We start from the raw sequence: 25,344 nt of genomic DNA on the forward strand, positions 1-25,344 counted from the left end.
TGGTTGGGGAGGGCGTACTGAGATTCTCTCGTGTCGTTGTGAAGCAAGTAGAGGCCAAGAGAAAGATGGGGGGACGTATCAGAGCTTTATGCTTTCGAAGATGTGTCTACGGTAGAACTTCTGGGTGATCTGCGGCCTGGCGTTGGTTAGCTCGTCCTCCGGCAGTATGGACATGACGTCCCACCCGATGTCCAGCGTCTCCTCGAAGGATCTCCTCTCGTAGTAGCCCTGCTTGATAAACCTCTGCTCGAAGGCGTCGGCGAAGCGGAGGTACCTCCTCTCTCTCCAGCCGAGGTTGCGCTCCCCAACTAGGGTGGCTAGGTTTCTCAGCTCCAGGGCCTTGGAGTAGGCGGATATGAGCGTGTTGGCCACGTCCTTGTGATCCTCCCTGGTCTTGCCCTCGCCGATGGCGTCCTTGGCTAGGCGGGAAAGCGACATGATGACGTCGAAGGGCGGGTAGATGCCCTTGCCCCACATGGAGCGGCTGAGGACAAGCTGGCCCTCGGTGATGTATCCCGTGAGGTCGGGGATTGGGTGGGTTATGTCGTCGTGGGGCATCGTGAGGATGGGGAACTGCGTCACCGAGCCCTTCTTGCCGCGGGCCTTGCCGGCACGCTCGTAGATCGTGGCCAGGTCGGTGTACATATAGCCTGGGTAGCCGCGTCTGCCCGGGAGCTCGCCTCTCCCCGAGGAGAGCTCCCTCAGCCCCTCGCAGTAGTTGGTCATGTCTGTGATGACCACCAGCACGTGGTAGCCCAGCTGCCAGGCGAGGTACTCGGCGATGGTTAAGCCGACGCGGGGCGCCAGGATACGCTCCGCCACGGGGTCGGAGGCGAGGTTCAGCACCGCCACGGCTCTCCTGAGGGCGCCGGTCTTTCTAAACTCGTCCATGAAGAAGATGGCCTCCTCCGTCTTGATGCCGACCCCCACGAAAACCACGGCGAAGCCCTCCTCTGACCCTCTCACGGTGGACTGCCTAACCACCTGGGCGGCCATGAGGTTGTGGGGTAGACCTGTGCCGGAGAATATCGGCAACTTCTGGCCCCTCACCAGGGTGTACAAGCCGTCGATGGCGGAGATGCCCGTCTCAATGGGCTCCTCCGGGTACTCCCTGGAGTAGGGGTTAAGCGGCTCGCCGTTTACGTCGCGGAAGTCCTCGGGCGGCGGAAGCGGCATGTGGTCCCTCGGCTGGCCCTTCCCGTCTAGAATCCTCCCGATGAGCTCCTCAGACACTGGGAGCTTCAGCGTTTTGCCGTAGAACCTCACCGTGGATCCCTTCGCCGGCAGGCCTAGGGTGCCCCCCAGCACCTGCGCCACCGCGTAGTCTGTGCCCACCTCGATCACCTGGACCCTCCTAGGCTCGCCGTCTGGCCCAACAACCTCGCCGATTTCGCCGTAGGCCACGCCCCTCGTCCTCTCAATGACCAGGAGAGGGCCCTTCACCTCTTTTACGGTTGAGTAGGAAACTACGGGTGTTAGCATGGGCCACTGTAAAAACAGATTTATATACATTGGGGCGTGGGGGACATGAGAGTTGGCGTAGTGGGTCTGGGAATCATGGGGGCGCCCATGGCCATGCACCTCCACAAGGCCGGCCTCCTAGCGGCGGTCTACAACAGGACTAGGTCTAAGGCCGAGCCGTTCCAGAAACTCGGCGTATATGTGGCCGACTCGCCTGCCGACCTCGCCAGGAGGGTGGACGTGGCGATAATCATGGTGTCGGATGCGCCTGATGTTGAACAGGTGTTGTTTGGGCAGGGCGGGGTGGTGGAAGGCGCTAGGCCCGGCCTTGTCGTGGTGGACATGTCGACGAACTCCCCCGATTGGGCGCGGAGGTTCGCCGAAAGGCTGGCGAAACACGGGATAAAGTTCCTCGACGCGCCGGTGACGGGCGGGCAGAAGGCGGCTGTGGAGGGCACCTTGACGATAATGGTCGGCGGAGACGAGGCCCTCTTCCGGCAGCTGGAGCCGGTATTTAAGGCATTTGGGAAAACGATAGTGTACGCGGGGCCCGTGGGCTACGGCCAGGCTATGAAGCTGGTCAACCAGATCGTGATCGCGTTAAACACCGTGGCGATGGTGGAGGGGCTACGTCTCGCGAAAGCCCTTGGCCTAGACCTAGAGAAGGTGGCCCAGGTCCTGTCCAGCGGGTCGGCTAGATCCGGGTCGATAGAGCTTTACCTGCCGAAGCTCCTGCGGGGCGATATGTCTCCAGGCTTCAAGGCGGCCCATCTAAAGAAGGACCTGGCCTACGCCTTGGAGCTCGCCCACAGGATGAACCTCTTCGTGCCGGGCGCCTCCCTAGCCCTTGAGCTGTATAAAAAGATGGTGGAGAGGGGGCTGGGCGAGCTCGGCATACACGCGCTGGGAGAGATATACTAGGCGGGGCTGTCCTCTTCTGTGGTGTGGGAAAAGTTCTGCGTTTTGTGCAGGCGGAGGGCTTAAACGTATCTGTGGGGGCGAGGGGGTAGCTCCATGAGGTGCATCAACCGAGCCTGTCCCGAACGTTGGCGGAGGAGGCCGTGCCGTTGGCCCCCGTGCCCAACGCCCCCGCGCTGGAGGCACCTCAGGCGCCGGTGAAGGCGCGGGCGAGGAGAAAGCCCCTAGAGCGGCCAGCGGCAATCAACAACGACCGCCTAGGGATGAACGGAGAGGCGGTAGACCCCCTCCTCCACCTTTTTAAAAACGTAGGTCCCGCCCTCGGTCCTCACGGCGATTTGCCTAGGCCAGCTTGACGCGTCCACCTCCACCCGGCTGAACCCGGCCGCCCTAAAGACCTCCTCCACGTCCCGTCTCGGCAGATCTTCGGGTATCAACACGGCGTAGCTGTAGACCCCCGCCTTGATGAGCTTGGCGAGCTCCGCCCTGTCCTCCTCCTCGGTTATGTCGTAGAAGGCCCGGGGCTCCATATGGGCGTAGACCCAGCCCTTTATAGGTCTATCGAATAGAGGAGGTGCGCCGCGTACCTCTCCCTGTAGCCCTCGGGGCTTAGGGAGGTGGCGTCGGCCGAGGGGTCGCCTTGGGCTTTGCCGAAGGAGAAGCGGCCGATGTACAGCGCCTCGCCGAGGCAAGGCCGCCCCCTACTGAGGAGATCCCAGGGGGTGAGGGCGGTACACACCCAGGGGTCGTCCGGCAGACATGCGTAGCCTCTGCTCCGGCCCAGCGCCTCTGAGACAGCCTCGTAGGCCTCGACGCCGGAGAGGCACCTGCCGTTGCCCCCGGCGGGCCTCCCGCCGTATATGTAGAAGCGCTCCCTAAACCCGATCTTCCTCACAAGACGGTGGCTCGGGGCGTTCCACTCGGCCACCAGGGCGGTGGCGACGGCCGCTCCCCTACGCCTCGCCTCGTCCAGTAGAAACCTGGTGATAGCCTCGCCGATTCCCCTCCCCCTGAGCTCCGGCCTTACCCTAAGGCCGTGGAGGTAGGCCGACTTCCCCACGGTCAATAGGGCGGCCACTGCGGCCACCCGGCCGCTCCAGAGGGCGACGTAGGCCCTCCCCTCCCTCACCCACCTCCCTATCACCTGGGGGATATAGTCGCCCCAGTCCCACGTGTCCATGGTGAAGGACACTATCTCGGGGATGTCCTCCTCCGAGGCGGGCCTAAAGGTGAGCATAAAAGCCGGTTTTTCCACCTCTATATGCCTTACCTATACCGCATCGCCTACGACGGCACCCTCTTCTACGGCTTCACGGGGCACCCGCGGTCGCTGGAGCCCCACCTGAGGCGCGCCCTTGGCGATGTGTTGGGCCGTGGGAGTAGGACGGACCCCGGGGTGTCGGCCGTGGGAAACGTGGTGATGACGTCGGCGAAGGTGCAACCAGCCGCGGCCAACTCCAAGCTTCCGCGCGGCGTTTGGGTCTGGGCGGCGGCGGAGGTGCCGGAGGGGTTCAACCCCAGGAGGGCCAGGAGCAGACATTACCTCTACGTCGCCCCCCACTGGGGGGAGGACCTCGACTCTATGCGGGAGGCGGCGGAGCTGCTGGCTGGGACGCACGACTATGCCTCCTTCGTCCAGAGGCGTGGCGAGCCGGCGTCCACGGTGACGACCATATTCAGCATAACGGTGGAGACCAGGGGCGACCTGGTGTTTCTACACTTCGTGGGGAGGGGCTTCAGAAACAAGATGATTAGGAAGCTGGCGTGGGCTATTCTCGCGGCCGGCAGAGGGGTCTTGAGGAAAAGGGACATCGCCGATCTGCTAGAGAGGCCCAAGCCGGGGGCCGTACCCAGCGCCCCCGCCGAAGGCCTAGTGCTCCTCGACATAGACTACGGCGTGGAGTTCCAAGTGGATTACCCATCGCTTAGGAAGGCCTACCGCTACTTCCTCTGGAGGTATAGATACGCCGCGGCCCACGCCGCGGTTTTCAAAGCCGCGGGGGAGGCTCTAGCCGCTTGGGAGGAGTAAGTCTTTAAATATGGATCGGGTATCTTACTATGGAGCCCTACTGCGATTTCGACGCGGCGGCGGCCGCCATAGACAACATGTTGGGAGAGCTGATAAGGGAGCACTTCGGCGATATGCCGCGGAGGGAGCTCGACACCATCAGGGAGTTCGTCTTCAGAGACTTCATGCACTACCTAGCCACGAGGGCGGGTATATACTCGTGGAGGAGGTTCTCGGAGGCTAAGGCGCGGCAGAGGCTCTGCATATACGTGGAGAAGATGTGGGCGAGGCTGTGGGATGTAGCCTCCGAGTGGTTCGCCCTGTGGAAGATAAAGTGGAACCAGCGGGTTAGGCTGGTCTTCTCCGAGGAGGAGTTCAAGAGGGCTACCCAGTCGGTCAAGTGGTCCAGCCAGCTGGACAAGGCGCTGAAAAACATCGACGTTACGGAGCTTAAGCTCTTCGTCATATCGAATCTGGTTAGAAACGGCGAGGTGGCGGGGGTTGAGCAGATATCTGAATACCTCATCAGAGATGAGCTAAATGCCGTTGTGGAGAGGCACGGCCCCGAGAGGGCTGTGGAGATGTACAAGACGGGGGCTCTCACGGCTAGGTTGCTGGAGAGGATAAACTCCCTTAGGGCCAACACAGACCCGCTTCTGCTCCTCAAGGTAGACTTCGGCAGAACCCAGCTCCCCTAGGGCCTCACCTCACGTGGATCTTCGTCTCCCTGGAGAGGTAGGCCGGCTCCCTAGGCGAAACCTCCTTTATAGAAATGCGTATCCACCTCCCCCCGGCGCCTTGGACGTAGCCCATGAAGTTTGTAAAGACGGGGACGCGGTACGCTATAAGCACGTTGACGAGCTCCGCCAGTTGCTCCACGTCTATCGGCTGGGCAACGCCGAGGGACACGGCGTGTGCTTCGAAGGCCCGGCTCAGCTTCTTGAGCAGAACCGTCCTGAAGCCCGCCACGGCCATGTATACGTCGATGGAGAGCACCACGCCTGCTTTTACGTCGTCGCGCACCTCCGCGATACGAGCGGAGGAGGCCCCGCTCTTGGTCTCAACCCTAATCCCGTCGCCTACCCGCAGCCCCAGGGCGGTGGCTAGATCCCGGCCTACCCACGCCTTGAACCCCGCCTCCTCTGAATAGCCGTACAGCCTAGCAACGGCGTACATCCACCGCGGCCACCTATTTATAATAAATACTTTGCCCCCATGTGTTCTACATAATCGGCGTTGGGCCAGCCCCGGGCTTTATAACCGAGAAGGCGGCGCAGATACTGCGCGAGGCAGACTGCGTATTCTACGAGGACTACACCGGCCCCATAGACGTCGAGACCCTCCGCAGATACGCCAGGTCGCCGCCGACGCGGCTCACCAGGAGAGATCTGGAGGACGAGTCGGGGCGTAGAGTGCTGGAGTGCCTCAGCCGCGGAAAGACGGCGGTTCTCGCCACGGCCGGGGACCCCATGTTGGCCACGTCCCACGCCGCCTTGATCTCCATAGCTAGATCCAGGGGCTACAGCGTTGAGGTGGTGCCGGGGGTTTCGATAGTCTGCGCGGCCTTCTCGGCGAGTTGCCTATCTATATACAAGCTCGGCGGCGTGGCCACAGTCACCTATCCAAGGGGGGGAGTGTACTCGGCCAGGCCCTACGAGCTTGTCGAACAGAACCTGGCGAGGGGGCTCCACACCCTCCTACTCCTCGACGTTAGAGAAGACGGCGTTTTCATGCCGCCTAGAGACGCCGCCGAAATCATGCTGAAGTTGGAGGAGCGGGAGAAACGCGGCGTTTTCGACAAGGGGAGGCCGGTGGTCGTGGTGCCTAAGCTCGGCTGGGGCGGCAGACCCGCCTACCTGCCCCTCGGCGAATTGCTAGGTAGCGATCTGGAGGGGCCGGCTGTGTTTATCGTGCCAGGTGGGCTAAGCCCCGTGGAGAGGGAGTGCATTGAAGCGCTATCGGTTTTAAAAAGCAGGTAGGTAGAGACGTGGGAGAGAGCGATGTGGTCCCGGTATACGCACAGGGCTTCTATGTCGTAAGCCCAGGGGTGGTCAACATGGTGATAATCTTCGACTACCTAGACAGGGGGCAGTACTACCACAAGCTCCTACGGAGGGGGGGAGAGGAGCTTTCTAGGGAGATTTCGACCGTCTGGGAAAACATGCAGAAGTTCATGGACGAAGAGGTGGTGCGGATCAACGGGGAGAGGGTTAGGCCGACGATAAGCGACGTCTACATCGGCCTCAGGGGCTCCCCCACCAGGCCCTACATCGTCTTCATAGGCTCCTTCCCAGCGCCGCTTAGAAGCGGCGAGAACATCTACGAGAACTTCTACGACGAGGAAGTCGCCGAGTACGACTACGAGGCCGTCTGGATATTTCCAAAAAACGCCGAGGTTTTCGAGTGGCGCTTCGGCGGCGCCGTGGAGACCCCGGAGCCGAACATACTAAGGGTGGCCGTGGCGAAGGGGGTGGAGGTGGGCGGTTGGGAATATATAAAATTCAGAATACGCTGAAAGCCGGAGGAACCTTTTTAAGACGCGGCCTCTCTACACCTGTGGAGGAGCTCACGAGGCTTCGCTACATGTGGGCGCACCTCACCTTCAGAAACAAGCCCGTGATAAAGAAGGCCAGGAGGGAGGAGGGGGATCCGCTGGAGGAGGTGCTGAAGCTGTGCCCAAGGCCTTACAGGATGCTCTGCTATATGGCCATGAAGGAGCTGAAGCTGAGCCTATCGGCCGTGGCTGAGGCGGGCCGAGATATCCCCACGGCCGCCGCTTTGGCCCTAGAGGACGCGACCTCGGGCAGGCCGGACCTCCCCCGCCTCCGGCGCTACTTGGCCACGGGGGACCCGGGGCCAGACGTGAGAGAGGTGATAGACAAGTGGAGGAGGGCAGCCCGCCAGATGTACTAGGCCTCATCAAGCACCATCCCCCTCCCCGGCTCTATCTTAACCCTGTAGGCTCTCGCCGAGTGGGCCGTCATCCTCATCTTCTTGATTATAAGCCAGCGCCTGATCTCCTTCGCCGTCTCCACGTCGTCCATCCACATGTGGATGACGCCGTCTGCTATATGCTCAAGGCCGAAGCCGTAGGCCTGTCTCGTCGTCGGCGCGTACTGGCTGGTGAGCATAGCCGTCACGTTCTCCCTGTGTGTGGCGATCTTGAGCTGGTACGAGTACTTACGCGCCATCACCGGTTTATCCACCCAGAAGGCGGACATGGAGTCGATGACGAGGCGGACGTGGCGCTCGGGGGACCCCCTCTCCTTAGCCACGGCCAAGATCTCGTAGGCCTCGTTGATGGCCTCGATTAAGGTGTCTATGGAGAGGGCGGCGTAGCGCCGCACCTTGTCTGGGCTTTCCTCCCTGGCCTTCTCCGTCAGCTGGCGGGCCACCTTTAGAAGCCCAAAGATGTCGATGACGACGATCTCCGGAAGCTCCTCAGGCTCCTTCTTCCACGCTATGTTGTATACGGAGAACTGGGAGAAGTCCATCCCAAGCTGCCTCGCCTGCTCCATAACGTCCCTAAACTCCTGCTCTGTGGTTACATACACAACGGGATCGCCTGACCTCAGCCCGGCGTAGGCGAAGTGTATACAGAGTATAGACTTGCCCACGCCAGGCTCGCCTGTGACCACGACCCAGGAGCCCTGGGGGACGCCGCCCTCCAGCGCCTTGTCTAAAACCTCGATGCCGGTGGGGATCCTCCTCACGCCTCAGACGGCGTAGAGCTTAAAAAATGTGTCCATCTGGAGCCATGGCTAAGATGGTGGTGAGCCTCTCGGTGGTGCCCCTGGGGACCGGCTCGCCCAGCGTGTCGGAGTACGTGAAAAAGGCCACCGCGGTCATTAGAGAGTCCGGGCTTAGGTATAGGACAGGCGCTGGGTTTACAGACGTCGAGTTGGACTCGTACCAGCAGCTCGCCGAGCTTCTGGAAAAGATGGAGAAGGCGCTCGCAGAGATGGGGGTCCAGAGGATACTATATACGATTAAGATAGATAGGAGGATGGACAAGGAGCTCTATATAGAACACAAGATAGCGAAGGCGGAAGGAATATAAACTCGGTCATCTCTAGAAGCGGCAGGATCGGCCTCGGAGTGGGCCGGCGGCCCCCTATGAGAGAGGCCCCGGATCTAAGCGAAAAACGCTTCGAAGTGCCACCTAGCGACAAAGGCCGTCAGCGCTAGAGCCGCCGGGATGTATAGAGAGGGGGAGACCCGTCGGGCGTAGGGGGAGAGGGCGGGGAAGGCGGCGAGCATAAACCTCGGCGCTGAGATGGCGGGCGTGCCGACGGTGAAGAGGTGGGGGAGGATCTGGACGAGGGCGTAGCGGCGGTGGAGACCCCTCAGCGATACCGCGCCGGCGAGGAAAAACGTAGCGATGGCCCAATTCCTCGCGAGCCACATCCAGGGCTCTAGCCTCTGCCCAAACAAAGTCCAGCTCTGGGCGGTGAGCCAGCCCTCCAGAATCCACTGGGCTTGCTGCAGAGGCGTCGCCGGGGCGGCTCCCCAGATCTGCCGCTGTATTTCGAAATACGCCAGCGGAGAGCCCAACGCGGCCGTGTGCCACAGGGCAACGGCAGAAACCGCGGCGGCCGGCGGGAGGTAGTGCCGGAGCCGCCACGTCTTTACGAAGGCCGGCAGGGCGAGAGCCATCTGGTACTTGGCCAACACCGCCAGCGCGAAAAAGGTCGACGAGAGGGCCGGCCTCCTCTCGGCGTATAGCAACGCCGCTGAGGCGAAGAACAGCGCAACGCCCTCCGCGTAAGGCGCCGTGGTGTAGAGCACATACGTGGGGAAGAGCGCGAGGAAGAGCGCCGTCTTGAAGCCGTATAGCCCCCCCACCACGAGGGGCGTGAGGTAGCTGAAGAAGTTGGCGACAATTATAGACGCCGCCACGGCGTCGCACCCCGCCGTCTTAGAAAGCAGAGCTGTGAGAAGGGGGAAGAGGGGCGGAAACGCGTAGTCGGCGGGGTCTCTGTAGCCGAGAGCCGCGATGCGCTGGAAGTGTTGGGCGTCCCACGCGGTTGCCCAACCCTGGTGGAGAACCACGAGGGATTTCGCCCCGGTGAGGAGGAGGGCTAAGACGGCGTATTCCCTAGGGCCCATCTAGGGGCTTTATCCTGCGGTGGAAGGTGTCGCGTAGAGCCGGCGTCTTCCCGGCCTCCCTGGCGATGGCTGCGAGCTCCTCCACGGTAGCGCTGTGTTTTGCCCCAGCCGACGTCAAAACAGCCTCGTTGTACATGGTGCCCACCAAGTCGTTTGCCCCCGCCAGCAGGAGGGTAGAGGCCAGCTTCTTGCCGACCGACAGCCAGTAGGCGGCTACCTTAAGCCTATCCAGCAGGATCAGCCTAGCCAACGCCACCACCTTCACGTCGTAGGTGGAGGGCGCTGGGGCCTTTACCACCCCCCTTCTGTGGAGCTCCGTATTTAGGGGGTTGAACTTGACGGGTATAAAGAGGAGGAGGCCCCCCGTCTTCTCCTGGAGCTCCCTCACCCTGAAGATGTGGTCTACCAGATGCTCCACTGCCTCTACGTGGCCGTAGAGAACTGTGGCGTTGCTCGGTATGCCCAGCTCGTGGGCCACCTCAGCTACCCTGAGCCACTCCTCGCCGGAGATCTTGTGGGGAGCCACTACTTTTCTCACCTCATCGGCGAATATCTCGGCGCCGCCTCCCGAGATGGCGTCGAGGCCCGCCTCTTTCCACCTGGAGAGCACCTCCCTCACGCTCATCTTCCACAGCCCGGCGTAGTAGGCGGCCTCGGCCATGGTGGGGCCCTTAACCACGACGTGGGGCACGCGGCGTTTAACGGCCTTGAACAGCTCGTCGAAGTACTCCGGCGGGAGGAGGGGGTTGAAGCCCCCGTTGATGTGTAGCTCAGTAACGCCGTATTCGACGGCGAACCGCTCCACGAGAGCCGCCACCTCCTCAGCCTTACGGGTGTAGGCCTCGGGGTGGCCCGGGGATCTGTAGAAGGCGCATATGGGGCACTTGGCGACGCAGATATTCGTATAGTTTATCACCACGTTGTTGACAAACGTCACGACGTCGCCATAGAACTTCTGCGTCACGGCGTGGGCCGCCTCCGCAAGAGTGAAGAGGTCAACCTCACGCATTAAATAAACGGCGTCGTTCCTGGAAAGCCCCCTCGCCGTCATTTCAAGGATATCAACAACCTTCACTAAAGGTGAGAAGTACCACCCTTATTAAGTTGCCGGGCGCCGCTTTAAAACCTCGACGACATAGCCCAGACCCCACGGCACCTGGAAACACAGCTAGCCAAATCCCCCGCCACCGCCTTCAGAAACGCGGCGGGGGCAAGCTCAAGTATTACGCAGGCTGTAGGGACAGCCGAGCTCTGCCGCGAAATAAGTCATGAAGCCCGGCGCCGCATTCCTCAGCCGCGGATGAAAACAGTAAAACTTAAAAAAAGGGATTTGTGGCCTTCATGAGGATGGGCGTTGGCCATGTCGGCGGTCGCCGTGTCTGTCTTCGGCCAGGTGGACAACGTCGTGAACTCCACGCTGGCGGCGTTCTCACTATTCGACATGCCGCCGGACTTGCAACATAGAGATGAACTTATACCTCATGTTACAGGTTTCTGTTAGAAAAATAGCATACTTTTTACTACCTATTATTCCAATTTCAATTTTCTCTTATGATGTCATTACTGGCAAGTTTGATATGCTCATGTTTCTGCTTCACACAGCCATTTTCCTAGCGCTATATTATGCAGTTCTAGCATACTGCGGACCTGACGGCGCTTGGTTAATATTTATAGCTTACGGTTATGGGAGGCCTTTTGATCTCGATATAATTAATGTATTGTTAATCTTGTTACTTTACCTTATAACGCTTGGCCTAGTCTACTTTGACAGGCGCAATCTCTGTAGAGCCGCGCGTGAGGTGTAACGCCGATTTGCCGCGGGGCTCAACGAAGGCGGCTCTGCCAGTGGCCAAAACTCAGCGGCGGTTTTCGGCGTGCACGGGGCTGGGCTTAAAATGCCGAGGTAATTAATGGCCGGCCTGGGGCGGCGTAGCTTTGGGCTTTAGAAGCGCGGCTCTATTTCTCGATGGCGCTCGGCGCGCTGAGGGGTGTTAATACTTATAAGACGGATACGGCAGGTGGCTGTGGAGTATAAGAGGGGGGATATCGAGCGTCTCTTGAAGGAGGATTTGTGGGTTTTGGGGAGGAGGGCCTACGAGATCAGGCGGAGGCTGTACGGGGATAGGACGACCTTCATCTCCAACATGGTGCTCAACTACACAAACGTCTGCGTAATCGGCTGCTCCTTCTGCGCCTTCTACCGGCCGCCTGGACACCCGGAGGCCTACGGCTATACGCCGGAGGAGGCCGCGAAGCGTGTGTTAGCCGTAGACGCTAGATACGGCATTAGGCAGGTCCTGATCCAGGGCGGGATTAACCCGGAGATCGGCATTGAGTACTTCGAGGAGCTCTTCCGCGCGATAAAGAGGAGGGTCCCCCACGTGGCTATCCACGCGCTATCGCCCCTGGAGGTGGACTACCTCTCGCGGAGGGAGCGCGCCACCTACAGGGAGGTGCTGGAGCGCCTGAGGGAGGCCGGCATGGAGTCCATGCCGGGGGGCGGCGGAGAGATACTGGTGGATAGGGTGAGGAGGGAGCTGGCGCCGCGGAAGATAGACAGCGCCACTTGGCTCAGAATTATGGAGGAGGCGCATAAGCTCGGCATCCCTACGTCGGCTACCATGATGTACGGCCACGTGGAGACCCTCAGCGATATCGCGGAGCACCTCTACAAAATCGCAGAGCTGCAGGAAAAGACGAGGGGCTTCATGGCGTTTATAGCCTGGAACTTCGACCCCGGCACCAGCGAGCTTGGCAAGCGCGTTAGGTACCCAAAGACCTCGGCCTCGCTTCTGAGGATGGTCGCCGTGGCGAGGATAGTGTTCAGGGAGTTGATCCCCCACATCCAGAGCGGTTGGCTCACCACGGGGCCCGAGACCGCCCAGCTGGCCATGTACTTCGGGGCGGACGACTTCGGGGGGACCCTATACGAGGAGAAGGTGCTTGAATGGAAGCGCGCCGAGGCGCAGATAGACAGGAGGGAGGACGTGGTAGATATCATAAGGTCGGCGGGCTTCACCCCAGCGGAGCGGGACAACATGTACAACGTCGTGAAGGTATATGGCCAAGGTGGTCAGGATTAGGTACGCCCACAGCGACCCCCTCTTCTGGCGGGCGAAGCTCGACGTTGTGGAGGCCGGCAACCTAGAGGCGGCCCGCCTCTTGAGGGAGGGCGCCGCCGATATAGGCTTTGTCCCAATAACCATGGCCGCCGAGCTTGGCCTCCCCATTGTGCCGAGGCTGGCCATATATAGCACGGGCCCTATACTGTCGGCCAGAGTCTTCAAGGGACGCGGGGCTGGGGGGCTCTGCGCGGTGAGCGAGACGACGGTAAGCGCCAGGGTGGTGAACAGGTTGCTCGGCGCTTCGCTAGAGACCGTGGAGGACCCCTGGGCCGCTCTAGACTCGTGCTCCGAGGTTTTGGCGGTCGGCGACGAGGCCCTGCGGATGATCGACAGAGGGGTCCCCACCCTGCTAGACGTCGGCGAGCTCTGGCAGACGCGGGTGGGCACGCCGCTGTTTTTTGCCGTCTTGGTCGCGAAGCCGGGGGCCGAGGGTCTGGAGGAGGCGGTGGCCGAGATGGAGAACTCCCTCGCCCACTTCTACGAAAACCCCGCCCCGCTTGTTGAATCCACGGCGAGGCGCCTCGGCGTAAGCCGAAGGCTCGTCGAGGAGTACTTCCAGCGATCCCGCTATCTGCTAAACGGCGGATATATACAGTACATGGTTAAGGAGGCGGAGGTGTTGGGCCTCCCCCGCCCGCGCTTCCTAGAGCTCTGACGAATGCCTCCTCCAGGTCGGACGCCCCGTATAGCTCCATGAGTTGCTTGGGCGTGCCGCGCGCTATCACGACCCCCTTGTCTATGAAGTACACACGGTCGCAGACGGACTCCACCTCAAGCATGTTGTGGCTTGAGTACACCACGGCGGCCCCCCTCGACTTTGCGTAGTCCTTCACCAGCCTCCTCATCTCGACGGCGTGTACCACGTCGACGCCAGCCGTCGGCTCGTCTAGGAGTAGCGCCAGCGCCTCCACTGTAAGCAGGGCGGCTACGACGAGCCTACGCCTCATGCCCTTTGAGTAGGTCTTGACCTTGTCGTCTACGCGGGGGCCCAAGGCGGAGATCTCCACGGCCTCCCGCACGTTGTCGACGCCGTATAGGCCGTGTATAAACTCTATAAACTGCCTCCCTGTGAGGTTGTCGTAGGGGAGAACCTCCTCCGGCAGATACGCGAGATACCTCCGCCTCTTCTGAAACTCCGGCGAGTCGGTCCTAACGCCTAGAACCTCGGCGTAGCCTCCGTCGGGCTTAAGAAGGCCCGCGAGGATGCGCAAGGTGGTGGTTTTCCCAGCGCCGTTGGGCCCCACAAGCCCAACGACCTCCCCCGCCCGCGCCTCAAGGTCCACCCCTCTGAGGACGTCCAGGCGGCCGAACCTCTTCCTAACCCCAACCGCCCTGATCATCTCCTCCGCCTGCCGGCGATGAGGTACTCCGCGGTGACGATCCTAGACACGATGTAGAGTGCTACGGCCGCAAGCGCCCAGTCCGCCGTTAGCAATAGAAGCGCCTCGCCCCATCTGCCGAAGAGGGCGGCCAAGGCGATATATAGGGGGTGTAGAAGGGGGTCCAGCTTAAGCCAATCAGTTGGGGCGAAAAACACCGCAACCGCGGGCGCTGCGAAGAAAAACACGGCGGTGGTTGCAACGCTCTGCGCGGTTTTGATATCCTCGGCGCGGCTGGCCAAGGCGAAGGACACGGCCACGACGAAGATCGACATCGCCAGGATGGATAACGCCGAGAGGGCCAGCGCCCCCGGCGGTATAGACACATGTAGGCCGGGCCGAGGGAGCTCGGGCGGAGGCGCCCCTCCGACGAAGTTGGGCAGATTGGCCAAGTTGGCGAAGTAGACCCCGTAGCCGGCCAGGAAAACGGCGAACTGTATCAACATGAGGAGTATAGAGCTGACTAGCTTGGAGAGAACCAGCGCGCTCGGCGTAGCGGGTGTGGCGAGTATGAGCTCAAAAGTCCTCTTCTCCTTCTCCACGCCGACTGCTATGGCGGCGGTCGCCGCCACGAGCAGAGGCACCATCAAGGTGGCCACGAAGGAGACCATGTAGAGGCTCAGCAGGGCGCCGGCTTCGGCCTCCCCCAGCCACGCCCCGTCGAAGTACAGGCGGAGGGTGACGTTAACCAGCGCGGGTGGGACGCCCGCCCTCTTCGCCAGCTCCTCCGCCGCGGTTCTCAAAACGGCTGGGGCGACCAGCGAGGGGAAGCCGCTGTATCTCCTGTACACCTCCAGCCTCGCTGGGAAGGTGAAGTTCCTTGGCACCACAACGACGTAGCTGTACTTCTCAAGCAACTCAGGCGTAAACTCGCCGTATACCACGCCTCCGAGCTCCCTCAGCTTCTCCACGTACAGACGCCCAAGCTCGTTTGTATCGTTCGCCACCACGGCGAACTTCTGCGCCGCCGCGGCTCCGCGGATGGAGGCCCCCATCAGGAGGCCCATGAAAACCAGGGCGGCGAAGCCCCCCACGAGGGAGAGGATGAAGTAGCGCGAGGCTAGTATCTCCCTTAAGTCCTTCACCACGAGTGCGGTCAAGACGCCCACGTTTTTATAGAGGGTGGTTCATAAATCTGTGGCCTATCTCCTGACCTCGGCCGTACACGGCGCCGACTTCATCGCCGAGGTGGAGAGATACGTCGCAAAGTACATCTCCCTCAAAGACCCGGCGAGGCCTGAGCCGGAGAGGTTCCCCGTCATAATCCACGGCACCGGCGGGACAACCGCCCAGGCGCTGGAGCTCGTGGAGAGGGCTGGCGCACGCGGCGCCGTTCTAGTGGGCTTCGGCGAACACAACAGCTTCGCCAGCGCGCTACACGCCAAGGCCGAGCTGGAGGCCGCCGGCCGCACGGCCGTCGTCTACCACTGCCCCACCTACGCCGAGTGCGGCCCCGCTTTAGCCAAGGCGGCTAGGGTCTCTGCCGCCGCCTCCTCCCTCATCGGCGCAAAGGCCGTGTTGATCGGTTCCAAGACCAAGCAGGCCGACTTGGTTAGCGAGAGGTTCGGATGGTCGGTGGAGGTCGTGCCTCTTGCCGACTTCGAATCGACCGTCGCGAACTCGGAGCCCGACAGCGAAGCCCTCTCTTTGTTCGGAGATGAGAGGGTGGCGAAGGTCGCCTCTGCCCTCCGCAGGCTGGCAGCGGGGAGCCACCTCGTCGCCATACAGTGCTTCCCCTTCCTTATGAAGGCCGGATACACCCCATGTCCAGCGCTCGCGTTGTTAAACGCCAGGGGCCTCACGGCGGCGTGCGAGGGGGACCTCTCGGCTGGCTTCGCCATGTTGTTGCTGAGGAGGCTCGCCGGGGGGAGCAGCTGGATAGCCAACGTTGTGGAGAGCCGCGGCGAGATGGCCACCTTCGCCCACTGCACGGTCTCGCTGGACCTAGTGGAGCGGTGGTGGTCCATGCCCCACTTCGAGTCGGGCCTGCCCTATGGAATCGCCGGGGAGCTGAGGAGAGGCGTCTACACGGCCGTGTCTATCTCGCCGAGGTTTGAAAAGGCGGCTGTGGGCCGGGTATACGTCGAGCGGAGCGGCAACTACCTACAGAGCGCATGCCGCACCCAAGCCACGGTTAGGTTCGGGAGGCCGGTCCGCTTAGAGGAGGAGGCGCCCGCGAACCACCACGTCTTTGCCCCTGGCGACGTGGCCGCCGAGGCCGCAGCCGTCTTAAAGCTCCTCTCCTTCTCAACCGTTATATACTAAGGCTTTCTTCAACATACAAAACTCTATATAAATTTAGAAATTCCGCATGAACTCGAGAAGGAGCTCAGTAGGAGGTTTAAGGTTGTAAAAGGCGGCGATTTAAGCAACGTGGAGGTTGCTCTTGTCTCTAGGCTCACGCCAGAGGAATTGGCAAAGATGCTTAGGTCAAGTGGTGACGGCTGGTTTAGATCATCTGCCGTGGGAGCATATTCCTCCGCAACCCCCTTTGTAGAACCGGCCTTCCCCGGGGGGCTCGGGGCGCGCCGCCTCTTTTTAACTAGCGGGGATGTGTTCATAGGCGTATTGACAGATTCAGGATAGTGTTGGACGAGTCCCTTCAAAAGGCCGAGGAGCTAGAGGAGGGGCATCAAACCGCTTTCCCCCTCAACGAAGATTAAGATCTATAGGCAGTCGCCTCTTAGGTCTTCTAGTTTTGTAAGAGCTCTGTATACAGTTTCTCGGTCGTAAAGGCGTAGTGTGCCTCTGGCGTTTGTCTCTATTAGGAGGATTTGGCCGAGATCCCGCTATGGTTATATACATGGCGTATCCCCCTGGAACTTGTCGAGAAACTTTTACGGAGTTTCATCTACGTCATTATGTTCTGTTTTTAAACAAAAGCTCAACGTCCCACACAGTCCCGGGGGTGATTAGAGGGGGGTATGAGTAGGTCGGTGGGGGAGCTACTGAGGACGTCTGTGGGAGATAGGTGGAGCTTTTTCGATGCAGAGGGCTACCTCAACGGGCACCCCGCCGTGCTGTAGGCCGACGTATGTTGTAAAGACTGCGTCAGCACCCTCGCCGGAATCGAGTCCAGCATAGTCAGGTGCGACGTTGTTACCTGGAGAATTGACAGGCTGTACCAAAGGCCGCAGGCATGTGGCTAACCCCCATTGTCTCCTGTGGAGTTGCCGCTGGGATAGCTAGGGTAATGGATAGTTGAAAGACCACGCTTAAGGCGCCTATGCCTATAGCCGCACACCGGTGATAGATGAGATACGAGGCGCCTCTGCTTGGTAGCAGGCGCCGCGTATTTATCTCCGCCGTGCCTCAGCCCGGAGCGTGGTCTGTTGGTTAACGCCTTGTATGACTTTAGGCTACCTCCTTCTTCAACGTCTGGAGCGTTTTTTCAAGCTCTGGGCTCCACCTCACTCTGTTTCTTATCGCCTCGACCCTCTCCACAAGCTCTCTCAATAGTAAGATCACGTCTTTTGCGGCTTCTTCTCTTGTGCGGTATTTTGATAGAGCCATGTCGGGATCTGGGCCGTGGTACTGGTAGTCGTGTAGCTTAAGCGCCATCGCTGTCCACGCAGATACGCCTACATGGCCCACGTCCTCCAACGTCTGCGACAGTGAAGTCATTCTGCTGGTGGGCACCCTAGGCACCGCGGTGGACTCAAGCCACCTCCTTTCCTCGCCAGTCTTGGCGATGTTCTTAAGCTTATCCAGCTCAAGCCTTAGCAGAGCCGCCATCAGCGCTTTCCAAGCTTGAAAAGCCTTCCCCGCGGCGTTTCTGACGAGGCCTCGTCTTAGGTACTCAAGGGCAAGGCCCGCCTCCACAAGCGCCTCAAGGAGCCGGACATTCACATAGTCCTCGGCGGAGGGTTTGGGTAAGGGCCTCTCTAATACTTCCATATCCATGTACGTATGGCTGGTTTAAAATCTTCTGTGTGGACGTGTAGGGCGCCTCCTGCATCGCTGTCTGTTATATCTCCACCGTTTTTAGTCCTTCTCTTTCGGCGGCTTTGGCGAGCTCTGCGTCGGCTGTGTAGAGGGCGCCGCATTTGACGTGTAGGCAGCTGGCTATCTGGAGGGCGTCGGCGAAGTAGAGGTGGTGCCTCAGCGTCAGCGTTATCGATCTGCGGAGCACCGCGCCGCCGAGGGGGACAATGGCGAAGTTTCCCAGCCGTGTGAGGGTCTTGAGTTCTCTAAGCATTAACAACACGGCGATCTCTGCGCCGCGTGTCAACTCGCCGCGTCTGGCTTTTTTATCTAGCGCCGACGCTGCCTCGCCTATGTTGTAGATGGATGTGGACAACACGGCCGAGCCTCTATATGCCGATTCGAAGAGCTTATCCACCTCGGCGCTTCCCGGCTCCTCGACGTAGCGCTTCACCAACGCGCTTGTGTCTAGATATATCACAGGCGCCCGGCCCGCCCTCTCCGCATCTCAGCCACGAGGGTAGCCGCCGGAGGCCCGAGGGCTCTGGGCCTCTGCGCTACGATCTCCCCCGGGGTGGTTAGGGGCTCAGCGCAGTCTAGCCCCAGCTCTCTGCACAGAGCATCCGCCAGCCCCTCGCCGTCTATAGACTCCAGGAAATCCTCGACGACTCTGCTCAAAGATCCCAGTCTCCGCGACCTGGCCTTAGCCCTCTCGGCCAAATCCTCCCGTATAGACAAAGTCAACTTCTTCACGTACACACGTATATACGTAATATATAAACTTTTCGAGGTGACCGGCCGCCACTGGGTTGCTGAGGGGGCGTCTGGCGACAGCCACGTCTCATGGCCGGCAGCGGCTCTTGGGGCTACCTCTTTCAGCCTCATCTAGACAATATACCAAGAGCACAAGACGGTGGAGGAGACGGGATAGGGGACATATGAGATAGATACTCGCAGTAGGGAGAGACATGGCATCTACGCAGAGGTGAAGTGGTCCGATGACGTGGACTGCGCGGCGGAGCGCGAGAGATTACAGAAAAAAGCTCTGCCGGAGACGCCTCCCGAGGCCCTCCAAAGCCGGGACCGCCCGTGGTAGTGGCCGCCCAGCAACGCCCGCATCTGCCGCCACGCAGTCTTCGACCCAAAGACAGAGCCGCTTTACGTCGCGCCTAATGCGCCCAAGGAGAAGCTAGGCGTCGAGACATACCCAATTGGAGAAAACGAGGGATGGATCGAGGTAGGCGTCTAACCCCCCCACGGCTTACCTGGCTATCTGGTGGGCTGAAGCGGTGCAAGGCCTTGTGGCTCCCATTTACTCGTATCTCGCCGCTCCGGGGAATTTGCTGGTAGGCGCGCTTGGTGAGGAGAACCTACGACGAGCTAATCGCGTTGCTAGAAGCGTTAGTGGAGAGCCGCGGCGAGATGGCCGCCTTCGCCCACTGCACGGTGTTCTCAACCGTTATATATTGAGGCGTTTCTGCGCCCGTGGAGCTCTACGTAAACTTCGAAATTCCACGGGAACTCGAGGAGGAGCTGGGGAGGCACTTCCGCGTCGTTAAAGGAGGCGACTTAAGCAGGGTGGAGGCAGCCCTTGTCTCTAAGCTAACGCCGGAGGAGCTGGCGAAGATGCCCAGGCTGAGGTTTATACAGGTGGTGACAGCCGGCCTGGACCATCTGCCCTGGGAGCACATCCCCCCACACGTGGCCGTGGCAGGCAACGCCGGGTCAAACGCCGACGCCGTCGTCGAATTCGCCCTGGGGATGTTGTTGGCCGCCTTCAAGAGGGTGTTCTACTACAGCGAGAAGATGAGGAGGGGCGACTACGGGAAGGACATCCCCGTCCCCGTCCTGGCGGGGAAGAAGGTCGCCGTTCTCGGCCTCGGCGAGATAGGCTCCAGAGCGGCTAGGGCGTTGGCGGCTCTGGGGGCGGAGGTGTGGGGCTTCGCCCGCACGCCGAGGGACGGGCCGTGGCGTTTTACAGACAGGCTGGAGGAGGCGCTACGCGGCGCCTACGCCGCCGTCTGCGCTCTGCCGCTCACTAAACACACCAGGGGGCTTGTGAGATACGAGCACCTCGCCCTCATGAGGGAAGACGCGGTGTTTGTAAACGTGGGGAGGGCGGAGGTGGTGGATAGGGAGGGCGCACTCAGGATAGTGAAGGAGAGACCCCGCTTCGTCTTTGCCAGCGACGTGTGGTGGAGCCGTCACGATTTTTCCAAAGACGCCGAGTTCTTCGCCCTGCCCAACGTCATCGCGACGCCTTGGGTGGCTGGGGGGTACGGGAGCGAGGAGGTGTGGAGGAGGATGGTGGAGGAAGCCGTGAGAAACCTCATAACTTGGGCCTCCGGGGGCAGGCCCAGAAACGTAGCCAGGCGTGAAGATTATATATAGGGAGCCGCCGGAGGCCATGGAGCCGGACGTCACAACGGCGATGGCTAAACGCGTGGAGGAGCTACAGCGGCTCGCCGACAGCATTGCGGAGCACCACCCCTACTGGCCTGCGCTACATTTCACCCTCCAGCTACTTGGTAGGCTGGTGGAGAAGTGGCATGAGGACTTCACGGGGGAGGAGAAGGAGGAGCTCCTCTGGCTCGCCGAAAAAATAAGGGAATCTATAGAGAAGATACAGACGGAGTCAGCCGGAGGTTAGTCGTCACAGGTCAGATGCGGCACACCCCATCACCGAGGCAGAGGGGGTGGTTGGTAATGAGCTTTTCGTCCCTCAGCGCCCGTAGATCCTTGCAAGGCGCCTGAGCCGCGCCGCCACAGCCCGGGGCGGGTCTCCGGCCATCCTCCACTTCCAGTTGCCCCTCGCGGTGCCGGGCTTGTTCATCCGAGCCTCACTACCTAGCCCGAGGGCGTCCTGCATCGGGACTACGGCCACGTCGGCCACGGTGGAGAAGAGGAGGCGTATGAAGCACCAGCTCACACCGCCTCTGCAGCCGCCCATGTAGGCGAGGGCCTCGCGCCTCGACCTCGGCGTTGTCTCCTCCCTCCACCAGCCTAGGGTGGTGTTGTTGTCGTGTGTTCCGGTGTACGCCACAAGGTTCCTCTCGTAGTTGTGCGGCTTGTGCTCGTTGGCGGGGTTGCCGTCCCATGCGAACTGGAGCACGCGCATGCCGGGTATGCCCAGCCTATACCTGAGCTCCACAACGTCTGGGGTGATGAAGCCCAGGTCCTCCGCGATGAGCCTGGGGAGGGCATCTTCGGCGGCTCTGAAAAGCTCCTCGCCGGGCCCCGGCGCCCACCTCCCCCTTACGGCCGTGGGCTCCCCGTAGGGCACCTCCCAATACGCCGCATATCCTCTGAAGTGGTCGAGGCGTATGTAGTCGAATATGGAGAGTAGCCTCGTAAGGCGCCGGGTCCACCAGACGTAGCGGTCTCTCCTCAGCTCCGCCCAGTTGTAGACCGGCGTCCCCCATAGTTGTCCGGTGGGTGAATAGTAGTCAGGCGGAACCCCGGAGACGTAGAGGGGGGCGCCGTCGGGCGCCAGCTTGAAGTACCTCTGCCCCTCCCACACGTCGGCGCTGTCTAACGCCGGGTATATGGGGAGGTCGCCTATGATAAATACGCCGAGGCTGTTGACGTATCTCTTCAGCTCCTCCCACTGTAGCCAGAAGTGGAACTGGACGTATCTGTAGAAATCCGCCCTCCTTTCTAGGCGTGGCGGCAGATCGGCGTTGGGTCTCCTCGCCCAGGCGGGCCAGGCGGTCCACGGCCCCCCGAAGGCCTCCCTTAGCGCCATGTATCTACCGTAGGGCTCCAGCCACCAGCTATTTCGGGCGGCGAACTCCTCGTAATCCCGCCAGCCCAGCCTTCCCTCGAAGGCCTCCTCAAGATACCGCCTCTTGAGCTCCCAAGCCTCTGCGAAACGCGCCCTCTCGGCGGGCGGACAGCTGGGCGGCGCCCTCTTCGCCAACCCCAGCTGGGCCATCTTCTCCAGGCTGACGAGGGCCGGGTTTCCAGCCAGCAGCGAGGCTGCGCTGTAGGGGGAGTCGTCGTATTCAGGTAGCGTGTGGCTCAGCGGCAGGATCTGCCAGTAGGTGGCCTCGGCTTCGGATAGGAAGTCGGCGAATCTATAGGCGGAGGGCCCCAGGTCGCCGACTAGGCAACCCCCGGGGAGGCTAGATATGTGGAGAAGTACTCCAAAGCCCCGAAGCACCTATAAGCTGAACTCCACCATCCCGCTTGTGGTGGACTCGGCCAGAACCTGTTCATCTATCTCGATGTAGTACTCCACCTCGGCCTTGTAGACGTAGTTGTTCCCCTCCTCCCCAGCGGGGGTCTTGGGTATAGCCGCCTCCATGACGGCTCTCCCCTTCGCCTCGCCGGCCTTCAAGAGCGGTATCTCCAACCTCGCCCTCACGGCGTCTCCCTCCGTTTTTATATCCCATTTCTTCTCCCCGACCTCCAGCCCGTAGTCTGCGGCGTAGATCTGGACCAGCTTCCCGAAGTTGGAGCCGGATTCGTCTAAGACCACGGAGGTGCCGGCCTCCCTAGGCCACCTCTCTAGCTTCCTAATTCTCGCCTGCTCGTCGGCGCCTTTGGAGATCCTTATGGGTATCTCAACCCGCCTCTCGTAGACCCTATGCATAGGGTGGACTCTTTGGCGCTTTATAAACTTTTATAAACTTGTGAGGGGGAGGGTGGGGTGAGCCTTGAGAGGGTTCTGTCGGCGGTGAGGGCCCTATTGGCGCGGGAGCTGGTGGAGAGGGGCTTAAGCGTGAACGAAACCGCTAGGCTCCTCGGCCTCACCCCCGCGGCGGTTTCCATGTACCTCTCAGGCAAGAGAGGGGGGGAGCTCGTGGGGGTGTTGGCGAGCGACGAAAGAGTCATGGCGCTTGTTAGGAGCCATGCGGAGCTGTTCGTAGACGCGGCTAAGCGCGGGGCGAGGGGGCCCATCGATTTGACGGAGCTAGCCAAGGTGATATCCAACATCTTGGCGCAGAAGACGCCGGGAGTGGAGCTTGAGGAGCTCATCAGGGAGCGGATCCGCCTCGAGCAGGAGACGGCAACTAGGGCGATGGCGTATTCCTACAGGATGAGGAACCCGCTGGTGAGAGCGCTGTTTATGCAGATCGCCACGGACAGCCTCCGCCACGCCGAGATCTTAACCATGATACTGGACCACCTCACGGGTAGGCTTAAGGCGGATGGGCTGGACATCTCAGAGGAGGAGCTCGAGGCGCTTGCTCAAGAGGAGGCCTCCATGAGGGAGAGCATAGCGGATCTCTACAAGGTAGGCGACCCGGTCCTGAGGGCGTTGATTCTCTCCATCGAGCTCGACGAGCAGAAGCACTTCCAGCTGATCAAGGCCCTCCAGCTGGCGCCCCGCCTACCGCGCGGCAACCCCGGGCCTAGCTAGCGTTAGGACGGCCCTCGCCAGCTCCCGCTTGTGGGCAGGCCCCAGCTTCTCAACCCTGTCTTTCGTGAGGAGGAGGTACTCGTCCTTTAGAGTTCCGAAGCCCATCTTGGACACGTCGTGGGCGAGGGCGATGTCCCACCCCCCCGACTCCATCCTCGACCTGGCCTTCCTCAGCAGCTCGGCCTCCTCTACGCCGTGTTCAGCCTTAAAACCTATTACGTAGGCCCGGGGGTTGTGCCGTTTGACGTCCTGCGCGATCTTCGGCGCCTGGCGGAGCACAACGGTGTACTGTTGCAGAGAGCTGTCGATCTTGCCGCTGGCTCTACCGTCGACGTAGAAGTCGAGGGGGGCGGCCGCGAATATGAACATGTCGTTTTCCCCGGCTCTCTCCAAGACGGCGCGGTACATCTCCAGAACCGAGGTGACCTTGACCAGCTCCACACCTGGGGGCGGCCTTAGCTCGGCGGGGCCGGCCACCAGCGTTACCCTCGCCCCCCTGGCCGCCGCCTCCCTTGCGAAGTAGTACCCAGTCAAGCCGCTGCTGGGGGTGGTTATGTATTTCACGTCGTCGATGTGCTCGTGGGTGGGGCCCGCCGTGACCAAAACCCTAACTCCTCCGTAGTCCTGGGGGGCGGTGGCGTCTATCACGTACTCCGCCACCTCCTCTGGAGGTGGGTACTTGGCCTTGCCCTCCTCAAAAACCGGCGGTACAACGACCGCATGTTTTCTAAGCCTTTCAACGGCCTCCTGCACTTGCGGCGTGTTCCACATGGCGATGTTCATGGCTGGAACGACCACCTTCCTAGCCCTGGAGGCGGCCAAGGCGCAGGTGAGCGCCGCGTTGTCCGCTATGCCTAACGAGAGCTTAACCAGGGTGTTGGCTGTGGCCGGGGCGGCCAGCACCACGTCTGCGTTGCTACAAATCTCTATGTGTTCGGTAGCTCCCGTCAGCTCCACAACGGGTCTGCGGCCGGTTGCCCACCAGAAGAGGTGTGGGGATACAAGCCGGGCTGCCTTTGGCGTCATGAAGACGTGTACGTCTGCCCCATGTCTAATAAGGAGGCGGGCGGTGTCTATGGACTTATATAGGGAGACGCCGGACGATACCAGCAGAGCAATTCTGACGCCTCTTAGGAGGTTGCTGTAGGTCCCCCTTATTGCCTCTACCTCAGACACGGCGTATCTTCCTGTGTATGGGGAGAGACATGAGCCCCAGGTGGGTTCTGCCGGAGTAGAAGTGGGTTTGGACGCCGCGTTCCCTAAGCCTTCTATCGACCTCCTCCGGCGTTAACGCGGTGGGGTTGTACTTGAGCGACCCGAGGATGTAGTTCACGGCGTATCCGAAGGAGGGGATCCAGACGCTGTATTCAGCCACCGTGGGGAAACTGGATCTCACCCCATGGAGCACCATGTCGTAGGCCTCGGGGAAGAAGAAGCTGTTCCCAGCCTGGGTAACCACCAACCCGTCCTCCCTCAGCAAGCCCCTCACCTTCTTGAAGAAACCCGGCGCGTAGAGCTGCTTCGCGATGTCTGAGCTGTAGGGGTCGGTCAGATCCATGATGACGACGTCGAATTTGTCCCCCGCGGCCAGCGCCCTCTCCACGTAGACAAAGCCGTCTTCGATCACGACCTGGGCCCGCGGGTCGTCGAAGGCGCCTTGATGCATCTGTGGGAGGTACCTCCTGGCCACCTCAACCACGTCGCCGTCTATGTCCACCATGACTGCCCTCTTGACGGTGCGGTGTTTCAGAACCTCTCTCAGGGTTGCGCCCTCGCCTCCGCCTAGTATCAAGACGTCGGCGGGGGATGGGTGTGTAGACATGGCGGGGTGCACCAAGCTCTCGTGGTAGTACACCTCGTCGTAGTAGGACGACTGGATGTAGTCGTCTAGGATGAGGGCTCTCCCGAAGTCCTCTGTGTCTGCGACCACGATCTCCTGGTACCTAGACCGCTTCACCACATACACAGCGTTTATCTTTACGAGGAGGGCGGAGTTGCCGCTCAAGGGCTCAATCAGGGAGATGGGGCCCGGCGTCTTCGCCATGGCCGACGTTA

The 25,344-nt window shown here is 61.0% G+C and carries 31 protein-coding genes and 1 pseudogene; 16 read left to right on the plus strand and 16 right to left on the minus strand.

Annotated features, from left to right (window positions below):
• Positions 1 to 78: 78 nt before the first annotated feature.
• Positions 79 to 1,482 carry a V-type ATP synthase subunit B gene (locus TNEU_RS01045; RefSeq protein ID WP_012349585.1) on the minus strand — a complete coding sequence of 468 codons (1,404 nt, stop codon included), beginning with the start codon at positions 1,480 to 1,482 and terminating at the stop codon, positions 79 to 81.
• Positions 1,483 to 1,527: 45 nt separating this feature from the next.
• On the opposite strand from TNEU_RS01045, the gene TNEU_RS01050 reads away from it, so the two are divergent.
• On the plus strand, positions 1,528 to 2,382 hold the full coding sequence (locus TNEU_RS01050) for an NAD(P)-dependent oxidoreductase (RefSeq protein WP_012349586.1): 855 nt from the start codon (positions 1,528 to 1,530) through the stop codon (positions 2,380 to 2,382).
• A 254-nt stretch (positions 2,383 to 2,636) separates the two neighbouring features.
• Here TNEU_RS01050 and TNEU_RS01055 read toward each other — a convergent pair whose 3' ends face one another.
• A complete protein-coding gene (locus TNEU_RS01055) occupies positions 2,637 to 2,909 on the minus strand; it encodes a hypothetical protein (RefSeq protein ID WP_012349587.1) in 273 nt (90 codons plus the stop codon).
• A gap of 20 nt (positions 2,910 to 2,929) precedes the next feature.
• Positions 2,930 to 3,616: a GNAT family N-acetyltransferase gene (locus tag TNEU_RS01060; protein ID WP_012349588.1), complete on the minus strand. Its 687-nt coding sequence runs from the start codon at positions 3,614 to 3,616 to the stop codon at positions 2,930 to 2,932.
• Positions 3,617 to 3,640: 24 nt separating this feature from the next.
• On the opposite strand from TNEU_RS01060, the gene TNEU_RS01065 reads away from it, so the two are divergent.
• Together TNEU_RS01065 and TNEU_RS01070 are read left to right on the plus strand one after the other, a co-directional pair.
• The gene (locus TNEU_RS01065; RefSeq protein WP_012349589.1) at positions 3,641 to 4,408 is read left to right on the plus strand and encodes a tRNA pseudouridine synthase A; all 768 of its coding nucleotides are present in this window, start codon (positions 3,641 to 3,643) and stop codon (positions 4,406 to 4,408) included.
• 29 nt (positions 4,409 to 4,437) lie between these two features.
• Positions 4,438 to 5,085, plus strand: coding sequence for a hypothetical protein (locus TNEU_RS01070; protein WP_012349590.1), 648 nt, complete (start codon positions 4,438 to 4,440; stop codon positions 5,083 to 5,085).
• Between the two features lie 4 nt (positions 5,086 to 5,089).
• Here TNEU_RS01070 and TNEU_RS01075 read toward each other — a convergent pair whose 3' ends face one another.
• Positions 5,090 to 5,563, minus strand: a complete 474-nt coding sequence (locus TNEU_RS01075) for a molybdopterin-binding protein (RefSeq protein WP_012349591.1) — start codon at positions 5,561 to 5,563, stop codon at positions 5,090 to 5,092.
• Positions 5,564 to 5,604: 41 nt separating this feature from the next.
• Between TNEU_RS01075 and TNEU_RS01080 the strand changes: the two genes are divergently transcribed.
• The 3 genes from TNEU_RS01080 to TNEU_RS01090 are packed head-to-tail and all read left to right on the plus strand — an operon-like array spanning position 5,605 to position 7,300.
• A complete protein-coding gene (locus TNEU_RS01080; RefSeq protein WP_012349592.1) occupies positions 5,605 to 6,366 on the plus strand; it encodes an SAM-dependent methyltransferase in 762 nt (253 codons plus the stop codon).
• Positions 6,367 to 6,374: 8 nt separating this feature from the next.
• Positions 6,375 to 6,902 carry a hypothetical protein gene (locus tag TNEU_RS01085; protein WP_012349593.1) on the plus strand — a complete coding sequence of 176 codons (528 nt, stop codon included), beginning with the start codon at positions 6,375 to 6,377 and terminating at the stop codon, positions 6,900 to 6,902.
• Positions 6,903 to 6,943: 41 nt separating this feature from the next.
• Positions 6,944 to 7,300 (plus strand): hypothetical protein, encoded by a 357-nt coding sequence (locus tag TNEU_RS01090; protein ID WP_012349594.1) that lies wholly within the window; start codon positions 6,944 to 6,946, stop codon positions 7,298 to 7,300.
• Here TNEU_RS01090 and TNEU_RS01095 read toward each other — a convergent pair.
• Entirely contained in the window at positions 7,297 to 8,100 is an 804-nt protein-coding gene (locus tag TNEU_RS01095) for a KaiC domain-containing protein (RefSeq protein ID WP_012349595.1), read from the minus strand. The two genes, TNEU_RS01090 and TNEU_RS01095, sit on opposite strands and share 4 nt — an antisense overlap.
• A 44-nt stretch (positions 8,101 to 8,144) precedes the next feature.
• Between TNEU_RS01095 and TNEU_RS01100 the strand changes: the two genes are divergently transcribed.
• On the plus strand, positions 8,145 to 8,447 hold the full coding sequence (locus TNEU_RS01100) for an MTH1187 family thiamine-binding protein (RefSeq protein WP_012349596.1): 303 nt from the start codon (positions 8,145 to 8,147) through the stop codon (positions 8,445 to 8,447).
• Positions 8,448 to 8,521: 74 nt separating this feature from the next.
• Here TNEU_RS01100 and TNEU_RS01105 read toward each other — a convergent pair whose 3' ends face one another.
• Entirely contained in the window at positions 8,522 to 9,496 is a 975-nt protein-coding gene (locus TNEU_RS01105; RefSeq protein WP_012349597.1) for a hypothetical protein, read from the minus strand.
• The gene (locus TNEU_RS01110) at positions 9,486 to 10,547 is read right to left on the minus strand and encodes a CofH family radical SAM protein (RefSeq protein ID WP_012349598.1); all 1,062 of its coding nucleotides are present in this window, start codon (positions 10,545 to 10,547) and stop codon (positions 9,486 to 9,488) included. The genes TNEU_RS01105 and TNEU_RS01110 overlap by 11 nt, the downstream gene beginning before the upstream one ends.
• Positions 10,548 to 10,856: 309 nt before the next feature.
• On the opposite strand from TNEU_RS01110, the gene TNEU_RS10180 reads away from it, so the two are divergent.
• From TNEU_RS10180 to TNEU_RS01120, 3 genes are all read left to right on the plus strand, one after another.
• Complete coding sequence (locus tag TNEU_RS10180; protein WP_187146728.1) at positions 10,857 to 10,997, plus strand: hypothetical protein; 141 nt, start codon at positions 10,857 to 10,859, stop codon at positions 10,995 to 10,997.
• 523 nt (positions 10,998 to 11,520) lie between these two features.
• Complete coding sequence (gene mqnC / locus TNEU_RS01115) at positions 11,521 to 12,579, plus strand: cyclic dehypoxanthinyl futalosine synthase (protein ID WP_148682261.1); 1,059 nt, start codon at positions 11,521 to 11,523, stop codon at positions 12,577 to 12,579.
• Positions 12,557 to 13,276 (plus strand): MqnA/MqnD/SBP family protein, encoded by a 720-nt coding sequence (locus TNEU_RS01120; RefSeq protein WP_012349600.1) that lies wholly within the window; start codon positions 12,557 to 12,559, stop codon positions 13,274 to 13,276. Before mqnC ends, TNEU_RS01120 begins: the two co-directional genes overlap by 23 nt.
• On the opposite strand, the gene TNEU_RS01125 is transcribed toward TNEU_RS01120, so the two are convergent.
• Positions 13,224 to 13,961: an ABC transporter ATP-binding protein gene (locus tag TNEU_RS01125; RefSeq protein WP_012349601.1), complete on the minus strand. Its 738-nt coding sequence runs from the start codon at positions 13,959 to 13,961 to the stop codon at positions 13,224 to 13,226. The genes TNEU_RS01120 and TNEU_RS01125 overlap by 53 nt on opposite strands.
• Positions 13,958 to 15,109 (minus strand): ABC transporter permease, encoded by a 1,152-nt coding sequence (locus tag TNEU_RS01130; protein WP_012349602.1) that lies wholly within the window; start codon positions 15,107 to 15,109, stop codon positions 13,958 to 13,960. The genes TNEU_RS01125 and TNEU_RS01130 overlap by 4 nt, the downstream gene beginning before the upstream one ends.
• A 28-nt stretch (positions 15,110 to 15,137) precedes the next feature.
• Between TNEU_RS01130 and TNEU_RS01135 the strand changes: the two genes are divergently transcribed.
• Together TNEU_RS01135 and TNEU_RS10380 are read left to right on the plus strand one after the other, a co-directional pair.
• A complete protein-coding gene (locus tag TNEU_RS01135) occupies positions 15,138 to 16,265 on the plus strand; it encodes a fucose isomerase (RefSeq protein ID WP_012349603.1) in 1,128 nt (375 codons plus the stop codon).
• Positions 16,266 to 16,373: 108 nt separating this feature from the next.
• On the plus strand, positions 16,374 to 16,586 hold the full coding sequence (locus TNEU_RS10380) for a hypothetical protein (RefSeq protein ID WP_245521966.1): 213 nt from the start codon (positions 16,374 to 16,376) through the stop codon (positions 16,584 to 16,586).
• 768 nt (positions 16,587 to 17,354) lie between these two features.
• Here TNEU_RS10380 and TNEU_RS01145 read toward each other — a convergent pair.
• From TNEU_RS01145 to TNEU_RS01155, 3 genes are all read right to left on the minus strand, one after another.
• On the minus strand, positions 17,355 to 17,903 hold the full coding sequence (locus tag TNEU_RS01145; protein ID WP_012349604.1) for a PaREP1 family protein: 549 nt from the start codon (positions 17,901 to 17,903) through the stop codon (positions 17,355 to 17,357).
• A gap of 64 nt (positions 17,904 to 17,967) precedes the next feature.
• Positions 17,968 to 18,405, minus strand: coding sequence for a type II toxin-antitoxin system VapC family toxin (locus TNEU_RS01150; protein ID WP_012349605.1), 438 nt, complete (start codon positions 18,403 to 18,405; stop codon positions 17,968 to 17,970).
• Positions 18,402 to 18,677 carry a DUF6364 family protein gene (locus TNEU_RS01155; RefSeq protein ID WP_012349606.1) on the minus strand — a complete coding sequence of 92 codons (276 nt, stop codon included), beginning with the start codon at positions 18,675 to 18,677 and terminating at the stop codon, positions 18,402 to 18,404. Before TNEU_RS01155 ends, TNEU_RS01150 begins: the two co-directional genes overlap by 4 nt.
• Positions 18,678 to 19,044: 367 nt before the next feature.
• On the opposite strand from TNEU_RS01155, the pseudogene TNEU_RS10535 reads away from it, so the two are divergent.
• The 3 genes and pseudogenes from TNEU_RS10535 to TNEU_RS01170 form a co-directional block, all read left to right on the plus strand.
• A pseudogene (locus tag TNEU_RS10535) lies at positions 19,045 to 19,173 on the plus strand (sulredoxin); the annotation flags it as partial.
• A 236-nt stretch (positions 19,174 to 19,409) separates the two neighbouring features.
• Entirely contained in the window at positions 19,410 to 20,315 is a 906-nt protein-coding gene (locus tag TNEU_RS01165) for a 2-hydroxyacid dehydrogenase (protein WP_012349607.1), read from the plus strand.
• Between the two features lie 16 nt (positions 20,316 to 20,331).
• Positions 20,332 to 20,574 carry a hypothetical protein gene (locus tag TNEU_RS01170; RefSeq protein WP_012349608.1) on the plus strand — a complete coding sequence of 81 codons (243 nt, stop codon included), beginning with the start codon at positions 20,332 to 20,334 and terminating at the stop codon, positions 20,572 to 20,574.
• Between the two features lie 72 nt (positions 20,575 to 20,646).
• On the opposite strand, the gene malQ is transcribed toward TNEU_RS01170, so the two are convergent.
• Together malQ and TNEU_RS01180 are read right to left on the minus strand one after the other, a co-directional pair.
• Positions 20,647 to 22,086, minus strand: a complete 1,440-nt coding sequence (gene malQ, locus TNEU_RS01175) for a 4-alpha-glucanotransferase (protein ID WP_012349609.1) — start codon at positions 22,084 to 22,086, stop codon at positions 20,647 to 20,649.
• Entirely contained in the window at positions 22,087 to 22,518 is a 432-nt protein-coding gene (locus TNEU_RS01180) for a hypothetical protein (RefSeq protein ID WP_012349610.1), read from the minus strand.
• A 57-nt stretch (positions 22,519 to 22,575) separates the two neighbouring features.
• On the opposite strand from TNEU_RS01180, the gene TNEU_RS01185 reads away from it, so the two are divergent.
• Positions 22,576 to 23,289 (plus strand): transcriptional regulator, encoded by a 714-nt coding sequence (locus TNEU_RS01185; protein WP_012349611.1) that lies wholly within the window; start codon positions 22,576 to 22,578, stop codon positions 23,287 to 23,289.
• Here the strand turns inward: TNEU_RS01185 and coaBC are convergent.
• Positions 23,260 to 24,465, minus strand: coding sequence for a bifunctional phosphopantothenoylcysteine decarboxylase/phosphopantothenate--cysteine ligase CoaBC (gene coaBC / locus TNEU_RS01190; RefSeq protein WP_012349612.1), 1,206 nt, complete (start codon positions 24,463 to 24,465; stop codon positions 23,260 to 23,262). The genes TNEU_RS01185 and coaBC overlap by 30 nt on opposite strands.
• Positions 24,458 to 25,333, minus strand: coding sequence for a spermine/spermidine synthase domain-containing protein (locus tag TNEU_RS01195; protein ID WP_012349613.1), 876 nt, complete (start codon positions 25,331 to 25,333; stop codon positions 24,458 to 24,460). Before TNEU_RS01195 ends, coaBC begins: the two co-directional genes overlap by 8 nt.
• Positions 25,334 to 25,344: the final 11 nt, after the last annotated feature.

This window comes from Pyrobaculum neutrophilum V24Sta (genome assembly GCF_000019805.1).
Taxonomy (GTDB): Archaea; Thermoproteota; Thermoprotei; order Thermoproteales; family Thermoproteaceae; genus Pyrobaculum; species Pyrobaculum neutrophilum.

What these genes read in the sequence shown, in the direction of transcription:
- TNEU_RS01045 (WP_012349585.1), bottom strand. Translation starts at nt 1,482, where the DNA reads ATGCTAACACCCGTAGTTTCCTACTCAACCGTAAAAGAGGTGAAGGGC.
- TNEU_RS01050 (WP_012349586.1), top strand. Translation starts at nt 1,528, where the DNA reads ATGAGAGTTGGCGTAGTGGGTCTGGGAATCATGGGGGCGCCCATGGCC.
- TNEU_RS01055 (WP_012349587.1), bottom strand. Translation starts at nt 2,909, where the DNA reads ATGGAGCCCCGGGCCTTCTACGACATAACCGAGGAGGAGGACAGGGCG.
- TNEU_RS01060 (WP_012349588.1), bottom strand. Translation starts at nt 3,616, where the DNA reads ATGCTCACCTTTAGGCCCGCCTCGGAGGAGGACATCCCCGAGATAGTG.
- TNEU_RS01065 (WP_012349589.1), top strand. Translation starts at nt 3,641, where the DNA reads ATGCCTTACCTATACCGCATCGCCTACGACGGCACCCTCTTCTACGGC.
- TNEU_RS01070 (WP_012349590.1), top strand. Translation starts at nt 4,438, where the DNA reads ATGGAGCCCTACTGCGATTTCGACGCGGCGGCGGCCGCCATAGACAAC.
- TNEU_RS01075 (WP_012349591.1), bottom strand. Translation starts at nt 5,563, where the DNA reads ATGTACGCCGTTGCTAGGCTGTACGGCTATTCAGAGGAGGCGGGGTTC.
- TNEU_RS01100 (WP_012349596.1), top strand. Translation starts at nt 8,145, where the DNA reads ATGGCTAAGATGGTGGTGAGCCTCTCGGTGGTGCCCCTGGGGACCGGC.
- TNEU_RS01105 (WP_012349597.1), bottom strand. Translation starts at nt 9,496, where the DNA reads ATGGGCCCTAGGGAATACGCCGTCTTAGCCCTCCTCCTCACCGGGGCG.
- TNEU_RS01110 (WP_012349598.1), bottom strand. Translation starts at nt 10,547, where the DNA reads ATGACGGCGAGGGGGCTTTCCAGGAACGACGCCGTTTATTTAATGCGT.
- TNEU_RS10180 (WP_187146728.1), top strand. Translation starts at nt 10,857, where the DNA reads ATGTCGGCGGTCGCCGTGTCTGTCTTCGGCCAGGTGGACAACGTCGTG.
- TNEU_RS01120 (WP_012349600.1), top strand. Translation starts at nt 12,557, where the DNA reads ATGGCCAAGGTGGTCAGGATTAGGTACGCCCACAGCGACCCCCTCTTC.
- TNEU_RS01125 (WP_012349601.1), bottom strand. Translation starts at nt 13,961, where the DNA reads ATGATCAGGGCGGTTGGGGTTAGGAAGAGGTTCGGCCGCCTGGACGTC.
- TNEU_RS01145 (WP_012349604.1), bottom strand. Translation starts at nt 17,903, where the DNA reads ATGGATATGGAAGTATTAGAGAGGCCCTTACCCAAACCCTCCGCCGAG.
- TNEU_RS01170 (WP_012349608.1), top strand. Translation starts at nt 20,332, where the DNA reads ATGGAGCCGGACGTCACAACGGCGATGGCTAAACGCGTGGAGGAGCTA.
- TNEU_RS01180 (WP_012349610.1), bottom strand. Translation starts at nt 22,518, where the DNA reads ATGCATAGGGTCTACGAGAGGCGGGTTGAGATACCCATAAGGATCTCC.
- TNEU_RS01195 (WP_012349613.1), bottom strand. Translation starts at nt 25,333, where the DNA reads ATGGCGAAGACGCCGGGCCCCATCTCCCTGATTGAGCCCTTGAGCGGC.